The organism is Streptomyces sp. NPDC025806 (assembly GCF_055558275.1).
This window is the reverse complement of record NZ_JBVHMU010000025.1, coordinates 64,419-74,633: the sequence shown is the minus strand read 5'-3', so window position 1 is coordinate 74,633 and position 10,215 is coordinate 64,419. Positions and strand designations below refer to the sequence as shown.

Sequence of the window (10,215 nt, the reverse complement as noted above, 5' to 3'; positions counted from 1 at the left end):
GAGCACGGCTTCCAGAAGGCGGAGATCGAGCGCTCGGCGTATCGGATCGCGCAGGAGACCGATGCGGGTGAGCGGGTCGTGGTGGGGGTCAACCGGTTCCAGCTCGACGAGGAGGAGCCCTACGAGCCGCTCCGCGTCGACCCGGCGATCGAGGCCCAGCAGGCCGAACGCCTCGCCAAACTCCGGGCCTGGCGCGTGCAGGCCGAGGTGGACTCCGCGCTGACCGCCCTGAAGAAGGCCGCCGAGGGCGACGACAACATCCTCTATCCCATGAAGGAAGCGCTGCGCGCCCGCGCCACCGTCGGCGAGGTCTGCGACGCGCTCCGCGACGTGTGGGGCACCTACTCGCCGTCCGACGCCTTCTGACCCACGACCCGAACCGAGGTACACAGCGCATGTATGCCACGCCCCGCACATCCGCCCCCGCCGGCCCGCTCCGCGTCGTCGTCGCCAAGCCCGGACTCGACGGCCACGACCGCGGCGCGAAGGTGATCGCCCGCGCCCTGCGCGACTCCGGCGTGGAGGTCGTCTACACGGGCCTGCACCAGACGCCGCGTCAGATCGTCGACACCGCGCTCCAGGAGGACGTCCACGGCATCGGCCTGTCGGTGCTCTCCGGCGCTCATCTCACGCTCTTCGCCCAGGTGTTGGAGCTGCTCAAGGAGGCCGACGCGGCCGACATCACCGTCTTCGGCGGAGGCATCATCCCTGCCGACGACGTCGCGGAGCTGCTCGGCCTCGGGGTCGCGGCCCTGTTCACGCCCGGCACCCCCACCCGTGCGATCACCGACTGGGTGCGCACACACGTCGGCCGGGCGCAGGCACCCGACGGGGTGCCCGTGCCCGGCCGGCACTGATCAGGATCGGCGACGCGGCGCCGTCCGCCGCTCGCGCTGGGCGGCGTACACCGCGAGGAAGGCGGCGAGGCCGCTCACACTGCCGCTCGGCGTCATGATCGGGGCGACGGCGGGTGCCGGGATGTCCTGCCGCAGGCCGCGGGAGAGCGCGCGGTGCGACTCGAGCGCCGCGGCGACCAGTTCCCCGGAAGCGTCCTGGTCCGGGGCGCGGCCCGTCATCGACAGGGCCTGCGCCCAGGCCCGGGAGACGAGGGTGTTCTTGAGGGGGCGCGGTACCGGGTCGGTGGAGGGGTCGGGCATGACGGTCTCCTTGTCGTACTCGCTCAGGCCAGGTCGTCGCGGGTCACGCGGCGGTGTGCGATGCGCAGACCGTCCGGGGTGCGCACCAGGACGTCCTCCATGGCGCACACATGAAGGACCTTGGCCGCCCCGGCGCCCGGCGTGACGTACGCCAGGGCGGAGCAGCGCGTGTGCAGCGAATCGTCCGCCCGGGGCCGGACGTCGAGCATCCCGACCCAGTGGTCGAGACGCCGGCCGGTCTCCCGCTGCCGGGCCGCCCCTGCGCGTACGTAGTGGGCGAGCCCGGAGCGGGCGCTGACCGGTCCGGGAAGGAAGGGCAGCTCGAGCACGGCGTCTTCGGTGAACAGGGTGGCCCAGCGTTCGACGTCGTGGGTGTCCAGGATCTGCATCTGCTGCCCGTAGAACTCCTGCGCCTGCGCGTACAGGGCGGCGAACTCCTGGCTCCGGAGCCCGCGTTCGGCGGTGCTCACCAGCTCGACGGTCATGATCGTGACCTCCGATTCCGTCCGTGTCCATGGGGTGAGGGACACCGAGGGGGATCCTGGAGCACTCCAGACGACCCGGACTCGGTCTGGACAGTCTCTGAGGAACGGATCGCAGATCCTTCAAATCCTTCTCGAGCGGACCGGCCCGCCTTCCACCGTGCGGGTCAGGCGGCGTACAGGTCGAAGGTCGAGGTGCGCCGCGGGTGCGCCGTCACATCGAGCGCGGGGTCGACGGCGAGCATCATCGAGTGCAGCCGCTGGAGTTGGGGGGACGGCTCCACACCGAGCTCCTCGACGAGCCGCCCGCGCAGCCTGCGGTACACGTCGAGCGCCGTCGCCTGCCTCCCGGAGCGGTACAGAGCGATCATCGCCTGGGAGTGAAGGCCCTCGTGCTGCGGGTGCCGGGCGATCAGATCGGTCAGTTCGGCGATCAGGCCGCTGTGCCGGCCGAGCCGCAGATCGGCGTCGATACGGCGCTCGACGGTGACCAGCCGCGACTCCCTGAGCCGGATGATCTCGATGGCGAGCACCGACCCCGCGCGGACGTCGACCAGGGCGGGACCGGTCCACAGCCCGAGCGCGTCCCGCAGCAGCGTCGCGGCCTGCTCGTCGTCTCCCGCGTCGAAGGCCTGCTGACCGTGCGCGACGAGCCGCTCGTAGCGGAACAGGTCCACGGAGTCCGGCGGGATCTGGAGCACGTAGCCGCCGTGCCGGGTGGACAGGATGTCTTTGGCGCCGCCGGGCCCGCCGGGGCCCATCGCGGTGCCGAGGTGGCGGCGCAGCTGGAGGATGTACGTCTGCAGCGTGGTGGTCGCGCTGTGCGGGAGATCCATGCCCCACAGCTCCTCCATCAGCGTGCCCACCGGCACGATCCGGCCGGGCTGGAGCGCGAACAGCGACAGGAGCTGACGCGGCTTGCTCGCTGTGGGGACGACCGAGACACCGTTGACGGCGGCGTTCAGCGGCCCCAGCACCTGAATCTCCACGGTTTCCTCCCGTACCCGGTGGGCGGTGGCCCCGGACCCCGGCACGCTAGCTCCTTCCCGGCCGTCGTCCCCACGGCTGGACCGGGCCTCCAGCGGCTGTCCAGCCCGGCTCCGCGCCGGGTGCCGGCCAGGGATCGAGAACCTCTGCCGAACCGTTCGAGGGCCGCTCGTGCGCGCCGTCGCCGCGCCGGGTGCGCGGCTACCGTCGAAGCCCTTCGCCCGGTCCCACCTCGTCGATGGAGTCCCCATGCAGAAGGCGGAAGAGCCGGAGCTGCGCCTGTTCGTGTTCCACCACTCCGGCGGCTCGCATCTCGCGTACCGCGACTGGCCCGCCTGCTTCCCGGCCGGCTGGGACGTGCGGGTGCCCGACGCCCCCGGCCGCGGCCCGCGCGACGAACGCGCGCCGCTGGTCCACGCGGGCGACCTCTTCGACCACTTCCTGGACGAGCTGGACGAGGAGCTGACCGGACCCTTCGCGTTCTTCGGGCACAGCATGGGCGGACTCGTCGCGTACGAACTGACCCGGCGGCTCGTCGAGGCCGGCCGCACCCCGCCGGTCTGGGTCGGGGTGTCGGCGCGCGGCACCCTGCACCCCGACGGGGACCCGCTGCGCCGCCATCTGCTCTCCGACGAGGAACTGCGGACGGAACTCGCGGCGATGGGCGGCACGCCGCCGTCGGTTCTGGAGCACCAGGAGCTGTGGGAGCTGTTCGAGCCGGTCATCCGCGCGGACCTGCGGATGAGCGAGAGCTGGCGCACGCAGCCGCTCACGGAGCCCCTGCCGGTGCCCTTCTCGGTGTTCGGCGGTACCCGGGACCAGGTCGCGCCGCCGCACCGGCTCGACGGCTGGGAGGCCGTCACCGAGAACTTCCTGGGGCAGCACCTGTTCGAGGGCGGCCACTTCTACTTCCAGGACCGGCTGCCCGAGGTGGCCGGCCTGATCCAGGAGGAGGTGCGCCGCGCGCAGCTCGTGCGGGCGCCTTCCGGGGCGGCGCGCTGACGCTCCGCCCCGCGCCGGTCTCAGGGCATGCCGGTGAACGCGGCGAACACGTCGGAGAGTTCGTGGGTGTGGACGGTGAGGCACTCGGGGGTGAGCCCCTCGCCGTCGAGGACCGCGAGCACGGCCCGGAGCGTCTCGATCCCGGCGTCCGCGGCGATCTGGAGGGTCAGCGATTCGGGGTCGCCGCACGCGGCGCGGAACTCCGGGACCGGCGCGGCGGCGAACGCCGTGCCCGCCCGCTCCAGCGTGTGGCGGTCGCCGAAGCGCAGGCGGACCACACCGGCGGGCGGGTCGTTCGGCGGTGCGGTCCGCTCCCCGGGGGACGACGGTACGAGGCTCAGACCGACGGGGACCGCGGGGGCGGGGGCACCCGAGGATGCGGATGTCCCCGCCCCGGGGCGGGTCATGGCCCGCCGGATCGTGAGCGGCAGCGCCGCGGCGAGGCTACGGGCCGCGTCCGCGCCGGCCCCCGCGGGGCGGTCGGGCGAGGATGGAACCCCGAACAGGTGTGTCATGGGCGCTGCCCTCGCCTTCGCTCGGTGTGAGTGTGCCGTCGTACGAGTCGGTCCAGGTGGGTCGTGCGGCGCTGATCGGCGCTGATCAGCCGTCAGCGCAGGGGATCCTCCTCCTGCGGGTCGGGCACGATCACGGTGCCGATCCCGTCCTCGGTGAACATCTCCAGGAGTATCGAGTGCGGGACGCGCCCGTCGATGACGCGGGCCGCGCCCACCCCGCCGCGCACGGCGTTCAGGCAGCCCGTCATCTTCGGCACCATGCCGTCGCTCAGCTCCGGCAGGAGCTTCTCCAGTTCGCAGGCGGTGAGCCGGGGGATGACCTCGGCACTGTGCGGCCAGCCCGCGCACAGCCCGGCGACGTCCGTCAGCATGACGAGCGTCTCGGCGCGCAGCGCGGTCGCGAGCGCCGCCGCCACGGTGTCGGCGTTGACGTTGTAGACCTGTCCGTCCTCGACGCTGCGGGCGAGCGGCGAGACCACCGGGATCCTGCCGTCGGCCAGCAGGCTGACCAGGGCGTCGGTGTTCACCCCGGTGATGTCGCCGACCCGGCCGACGTCCGCCGGCTCCCCGTCGATCCACGGCACGTGCCGCACGGCGGTGAGGGTGTCCGCGTCCTCGCCGGTCATGCCGACGCCGATCGGGCCGAAGCGGTTGATCAGTCCCACGAGTTCACGTTGCACCTGGCCGGCGAGGACCATGCGCACCACGTCCATCGCGGCGGGCGAGGTGACGCGCAGGCCCCCCTTGAACTCCCGTTGCAGACCGCGCCGGGCGAGCTCGGCGTCGATCTGGGGGCCTCCGCCGTGCACCACCACGGGGCGCAGGCCCGCGTAGCGCAGGAAGACGATGTCGCGGGCGAAGGCCGCCGTCAGGTCCTCGTCGACCATGGCGTGCCCGCCCAGCTTGACGACGACCGTACGGCCCTGGTGGCGGGCCAGCCACGGCAGGGCGTCGCTGACCGCCTGGGCCTGGGCCATCGCTGGGTGTTCGGAGACGGTCATCAGTACCTCACACGTGGGGGCACGAGGTCGCGGACCGGGTGGTTGGCGCTCATTTGTACGACTCCTTCTGTGGAGGGCCACGGTCCGGGGCGGAGCCCGACGACCGGTGGACATGCGCTGGAGTGCGGAACGAATGCACGGTGCGGTGCTGCGTGCGGTGCTGCGTGCGGTGGGGAAGGTGAGCACCCTCCGGTCCGGTCTGCGGACGCGTCGGAATCATCGCGTGCGGACACGGACCGACGGAAGACGCTCCCTCTGCTCAGGCCCGTCCGGTCCTGGCGACAGGACAGCGGACGGACGGTTCTCAGCCGGCCGCGTGCGCGACCGGCACGGCTCCGGCGGTGTTCAGTTCCCGCTCGGCGCGCCGCAGCACGATCGAGTCGGCTATCTCCCCGCTGCGCACCGCGATGTTCGACAGCAGGGACGAGGTCAGGCCGTGGGTGTGCTCGCTGCCTCCCTGGAGATAGACACCGCTGGTCAGGCCCGACGCGGTGACGAGGCGGTAGTCGCGTTCCAACTGGTGGCGGCCCGAGGCGTCGCGCAGGAAGAGCTCGTCGAAGTCGCCGAGCAGCCGGGCCGGGTCCAGGCCGTCGTACCCGGTGGCGAACACCAGGGCGTCCACGGCCAGTTCCTCCTTCCGGTCGTCGCGCAGCGAGTGCAGGACCACCGTCGTGGCGTCGCCGGTGTCGCGGACCTCGGCGACGCGGGTGAGGTTGCGGAAGTGCAGCCGGTGGTTTCCGCGCACCTCCTCGTCGTACTGACGCTGGTAGAGGTCCCGGATGACGTCGGAGTCGACCACCGAGTAGTTGGTGTTGCGGTGGTAGTGCCAGAAGGCGTCCCGGGCCCGGTCGGTGCCGAAGTAGTACTCGTCGACGGCCGCCGGGTCGAAGACCTGGTTGGCGAAGGGGGTGTCGTCCGCGACCGAGTAGCCGTAGGACGGGATGACGGCGGAGACCTGGGCGTGCGGCAGCTCGTCGTGGAAGAAGCGGGTGATCTCGGCCGCGCTCTGGCCGGCGCCGACCACGACCACGTTCCTGAGCTTCTCCGGGGACTGCGCGTGGAACCTGCCGAGGAACTCCGAGCTGTGCCAGACCCGGTCGCCGGCCGTGACGCCCTCCGGCAGGCGGGGCACCAGGCCGGTGGAGATGGCCACGTTGCGTGCCGTGACCGTGCGGACGGTGCCGTCGCTCTCGCGGACCGACACCTCGAGGAGGTCGGGTGTGAGGGAGCCCGGTGCGGTGACGGGCCGGATCGAGGTGACCTCGGCGCCGTACGTGACCTTGTCGCCGATGCCCGCGGCGGCCCACTCCAGGTACTGATGGAACTCCTGACGCGTGGGATAGAAGTCCTGGTTGTTCACGAACTGCACGAGGCGGTTCTGGGCGTGCAGGTACGAGATGAAGCTGAACCGGGACTGCGGGTTCCTGAAGGTGGCGAGGTCCTTGAGGAACGAGATCTGCATGGTCGTCGACGGCAGCAGCATGTTCCGGTGCCAGCCGAAGGCCGGCTGCCGCTCGAAGAAGTGCGCCGTCACGGGATGCTGCGCGGCGCCTGCCCCCTGTTCCTCCAGGGCGACGGCGAGCGACAGGTTGGACGGTCCGAAACCGATACCGACCACGTCGTAGATGTCCTGGCTGCGCCTGCCGGTTGTGTCCATGAAACTACTCCCGAATTCGTCTGGAAAACTCGACTGGTTGCCCGAGAGATCGTGGTGCTGTCGCCGTCCCCCACGTCACGGGCCCGTGGTGGTGCAGTGCGCCTTCCGGCGTGGCAGAACCTTGCCAAGATGTTGGCAAATCCGGCCTGAGATCTCGTCTCGGGACAGTGGAGTGATGATGGAGTCGCAGGTGGGGGCCGGGAGATGAGGCCGGCGAGAGGCCTTCGGATTTGCCTGGAAGGGGGCAGATCCGATGCGGCAGAACGGGCGCCCTTAGCAGAGGTGAGGAATCCGGGGAAACAGAGAACGGGCCTGAAGGCGGTTTCCTGGCCCTTTTCCTCTGTGCGGAAATGGGAAGCGTTGTCCCGTCGACAGGACGGGGGATATGGTCGGCGCGGATTCCTGGAACGACCGTGCTCGCATTGCCGGAAGGGTGAATCGGAATGTTTGTGCCCAAGTTTTATCGCGAACCGGACAGTTCGTGGACGGTGGACCTGGTCCGCGACAACCCGTTGGCGCTCGCGGTGACCAACGGGAGCCCCGAGGACGGCCCGTTCGCCACGCACCTGCCGGTCATCTTCGACCCGGAGACGTCCGGCGACTGGTCCGGCGAGCTGCCGGGAGCCACGCTGCTCGGGCACATGAACCGGGCCAACCCGCACTGGGCGGCGCTGGAGTCGGGCAGCGTCCTGCTGCTCACGTTCACCGGGCCGCACTCCTACGTGTCCCCCACGGTGTACGAGAAGACGCCGGCGGCCCCGACCTGGAACTTCACCTCGGTGCACGTGCGGGGTGTGGTGGAGAAGATCGACACCATCGAGGAGACGCTCGGCGTGGTGCAGTCCACCGTGCGCGCCTTCGAGGGGGCGTTCGGCAACGGCTGGGACATGACCGAGTCGCTCGACTACTTCCGCAAGATCGTGCCCGACGTGGGGGCGTTCCGGTTCACGGTGACCGGCGCCGAGAGCATGTTCAAGCTCAGCCAGGAGCAGCCCGGTGAGGTGCGCGGGCGCGTACGGGAGGCGTTCGGGCAGAGCGCGTGCACGTACAAGAGGGAGACCGCCGGGCTGATGAGCCGGCTGCCCTGAGGCCGGCCGGCCCCGGCGGGCTCAGGCGCCGACCGCCACCGGCAGGGTGGCCTCGGCGGATTCCCGGGCCGGTGCGTCCACCTCGGGAGCGCGCGAGGCCGGCGTCGCCAGGCCCTGGACGCCCGCGAGCCCGGGCGCCGCGTCACCGTCGTCCCGCAGAGCGTTGGCGGCGGCGCGGTCCAGCGCGGCCGTCACCCACTGCTCGAAGTCGACGCCGGACTCCGCGGCGGCCCGGTGCCACCGCTGCATCCGGCTTCCGGGAAGCTCCAGGACCCGACGGCCGGAGCCGGCCGTCGCGCGCGTCCGCCCGTCGCCCTGGCGCGCGGCGCGCACGGCGCCGCGCAACTGCTTGGTCGACCACTGGCCCTGCTCGGCCCGGTCGAGCCAGAGGTCCTGCTGATCGACCGGCATCGAGGCCAGCTCGGCGTGGTGCTGGAAGGTGAGGGCGGAGCGGCGCCGCGCGAGGCCGAAACGGCGGGAGACCCACGCGTAGTTGCGCAGCGTCTGGTACGAGAGCCCGGCGGCGCGGATACCGCGCTGATACCGGTCCGTGTAGTGGTCCTTGCCGTACACCAGCCAGTCCCCGAGCCACCAGCACGAGGAGTCGAGCACGTCGGCGAGCTGGCGTCCGGCCCGCTCCCACTCGTCGTAGGCCATGAGGGCCGGCATCTGCAGCCCCACCTTGGTCGTCAGCACCTGACCCCGCCGGGGCGGCGCGTCCATGGAGCGCGGCTGCTGGGGCGCGGGCTGCCGGAGCGCGGTTGCCGTGCCGCTGTGCGGTGCAGCCGTCGGGCCGGTCTGACGCGCCATCATGCCTCCATGGGACGGGGTCACATAACCGGCGAGCAGCGTCGCAAGGCGGGCTGGGGCGGCACCGGAGCATCGCTCGAACGATTGCGCGGTGAACTTCTGCGCGGCATGGAAGCCGTCCGCCCGGGCAGGGTGGGGAGCGCTCCGGTGACGGAGAACGGTGGCTCCCCGTGCGCCGGACCGGGCCGGGTGCTGTCCTGTCGGCGGGACAGCACCCGCTCGGGGAGGCCGCCGCACCCTCATTGCAAACCAGGAGCCCGGTATGTTTCTCTGGCGGGGCAAGCCCACGGAACGGGGCCGGCTTCTCCTGGATCCGGCGAGCGCCCAGTGCCCTCCTCCCCGGGCTCCGGGTACCGAGAGATACCCGACGGTCTCGCGCATCGCCGGCCCCCGTCCGTGTGGTGACACCCCAGAACCCCCTGCGAGGAGGGTCCTTTGACGGGTCTTCGACTGCTCACGGACGATGCGATCACGGACGATGCGTTCACGGACGACGCGATCACGCGGGAGGCGATCACGCAGGAGCCGGGTGTGCAGGAGTCGGGTGTGCAGGAGCCGGACGCGAGGCAGCCGGCCACGGTGCCGCTGGACATCCTGCTCGACGCGGACTCCCCGCGGATCGACGGCGAGAACGGCGAACGGATCCGGTTGCTCGCCGAGTCGGGGACGCCGCTCCCGCCGATCGTCGTGCACCGCCGGACGATGCGGGTCATCGACGGCATGCACCGGCTCAAGGCCGCACGGCTGCGCGGCGACACCACCATCGGCGTCCGCTACTTCGAGGGGGAGGACATCGAGGCCTTCACCTTCGGGGTGTGGCTCAACGTCACCCATGGACTGCCCCTGTCACAGGCCGACCGGAGAGCCGCGGCGGAGCGGATCCTGCTGGCCCGCCCGTACTGGTCGGACCGGCGCATCGCGGTCAACGCCGGCCTCGCGCCCAGCACCGTCGCGGCGATCCGGCGCCGTTCGACCGGCCTGGACGGACAGTTGAACACGCGACTGGGCCGCGACGGACGGGTCCGGCCGCTGCGCGCGACCGAGGGCCGGCTCCGGGCAAGCCTGCTGATCGCCGCCAACCCCAGCGCGTCGCTGCGGGAGATCGCCGCCCAGGCCGGTATCGCCACGGCCACGGCCAAGGACGTACGGGACCGGATCCGGCAGGGCCAGGACCCGGTCCCGGCCGGACGCTCCGCCGGCCGGGCGGGACCGGACGCGCCCGGAGACCCGTCGGGCGCGAGCCGGCGCACACCCCTGCAGACCTCCGCCGCCACCATCGCCACGCTGCTGCCGTCCGTGCGCAAGGACCCTTCCCTGCGCACGGACGCCGGCCGTCTGCTGCTCCAACTGCTGAGCGCGCACGCGATCGGCGACGAGGCGAGATGGCGGTGGCTCGCACGGAGCGTGCCCGGGCACCGCGCGGACCTGCTCGCCCAGGCCGCCCGCCGCTGCGCCGACCACTGGCTGCGCCTCGCCAACGAACTGGAGACCCGCCGGAACTGACCGGCCCGCACGG

General features: G+C 71.9%; 12 protein-coding genes. 5 read left to right on the top strand and 7 right to left on the bottom strand.

All coding sequences use genetic code 11. The features are described 5' to 3' along the window. On the top strand, window positions 1-366 hold a 366-nt coding region (locus tag ACZ4E1_RS36285; RefSeq protein ID WP_467547607.1), incomplete at its 5' end, for a methylmalonyl-CoA mutase family protein. Between the two features lie 29 nt (window positions 367-395). Further along, window positions 396-857, top strand: a complete 462-nt coding sequence (locus ACZ4E1_RS36280) for a cobalamin B12-binding domain-containing protein (RefSeq protein WP_467547605.1) — start codon at window positions 396-398, stop codon at window positions 855-857. Here the strand turns inward: ACZ4E1_RS36280 and ACZ4E1_RS36275 are convergent, their stop codons facing one another. The 3 genes from ACZ4E1_RS36275 to ACZ4E1_RS36265 form a co-directional block, all read right to left on the bottom strand. Continuing rightward, window positions 858-1,157, bottom strand: a complete 300-nt coding sequence (locus ACZ4E1_RS36275) for a hypothetical protein (protein ID WP_467547603.1) — start codon at window positions 1,155-1,157, stop codon at window positions 858-860. Between the two features lie 23 nt (window positions 1,158-1,180). Then, on the bottom strand, window positions 1,181-1,642 hold the full coding sequence (locus tag ACZ4E1_RS36270) for a nuclear transport factor 2 family protein (protein ID WP_467547601.1): 462 nt from the start codon (window positions 1,640-1,642) through the stop codon (window positions 1,181-1,183). 164 nt (window positions 1,643-1,806) lie between these two features. Beyond that, a complete protein-coding gene (locus ACZ4E1_RS36265) occupies window positions 1,807-2,628 on the bottom strand; it encodes an AfsR/SARP family transcriptional regulator (RefSeq protein ID WP_467547599.1) in 822 nt (273 codons plus the stop codon). A gap of 247 nt (window positions 2,629-2,875) precedes the next feature. Between ACZ4E1_RS36265 and ACZ4E1_RS36260 the strand changes: the two genes are divergently transcribed. Then, entirely contained in the window at window positions 2,876-3,628 is a 753-nt protein-coding gene (locus tag ACZ4E1_RS36260; protein ID WP_467547597.1) for a thioesterase II family protein, read from the top strand. A 20-nt stretch (window positions 3,629-3,648) separates the two neighbouring features. On the opposite strand, the gene ACZ4E1_RS36255 is transcribed toward ACZ4E1_RS36260, so the two are convergent. The 3 genes from ACZ4E1_RS36255 to ACZ4E1_RS36245 form a co-directional block, all read right to left on the bottom strand. Beyond that, entirely contained in the window at window positions 3,649-4,143 is a 495-nt protein-coding gene (locus ACZ4E1_RS36255; RefSeq protein ID WP_467547595.1) for a hypothetical protein, read from the bottom strand. A 92-nt stretch (window positions 4,144-4,235) separates the two neighbouring features. Further along, complete coding sequence (gene argB / locus ACZ4E1_RS36250) at window positions 4,236-5,144, bottom strand: acetylglutamate kinase (protein ID WP_467547593.1); 909 nt, start codon at window positions 5,142-5,144, stop codon at window positions 4,236-4,238. A gap of 304 nt (window positions 5,145-5,448) precedes the next feature. Further along, the gene (locus tag ACZ4E1_RS36245) at window positions 5,449-6,801 is read right to left on the bottom strand and encodes a lysine N(6)-hydroxylase/L-ornithine N(5)-oxygenase family protein (RefSeq protein WP_467547591.1); all 1,353 of its coding nucleotides are present in this window, start codon (window positions 6,799-6,801) and stop codon (window positions 5,449-5,451) included. 443 nt (window positions 6,802-7,244) lie between these two features. On the opposite strand from ACZ4E1_RS36245, the gene ACZ4E1_RS36240 reads away from it, so the two are divergent. Beyond that, window positions 7,245-7,889 (top strand): FMN-binding negative transcriptional regulator, encoded by a 645-nt coding sequence (locus ACZ4E1_RS36240; RefSeq protein WP_467547589.1) that lies wholly within the window; start codon window positions 7,245-7,247, stop codon window positions 7,887-7,889. Between the two features lie 21 nt (window positions 7,890-7,910). Here the strand turns inward: ACZ4E1_RS36240 and ACZ4E1_RS36235 are convergent, their stop codons facing one another. Beyond that, window positions 7,911-8,699 (bottom strand): LmbU family transcriptional regulator, encoded by a 789-nt coding sequence (locus ACZ4E1_RS36235; RefSeq protein ID WP_467547587.1) that lies wholly within the window; start codon window positions 8,697-8,699, stop codon window positions 7,911-7,913. Between the two features lie 435 nt (window positions 8,700-9,134). Between ACZ4E1_RS36235 and ACZ4E1_RS36230 the strand changes: the two genes are divergently transcribed. Then, window positions 9,135-10,202, top strand: coding sequence for a ParB/RepB/Spo0J family partition protein (locus tag ACZ4E1_RS36230; protein WP_467547585.1), 1,068 nt, complete (start codon window positions 9,135-9,137; stop codon window positions 10,200-10,202). Window positions 10,203-10,215 lie beyond the last annotated feature (13 nt).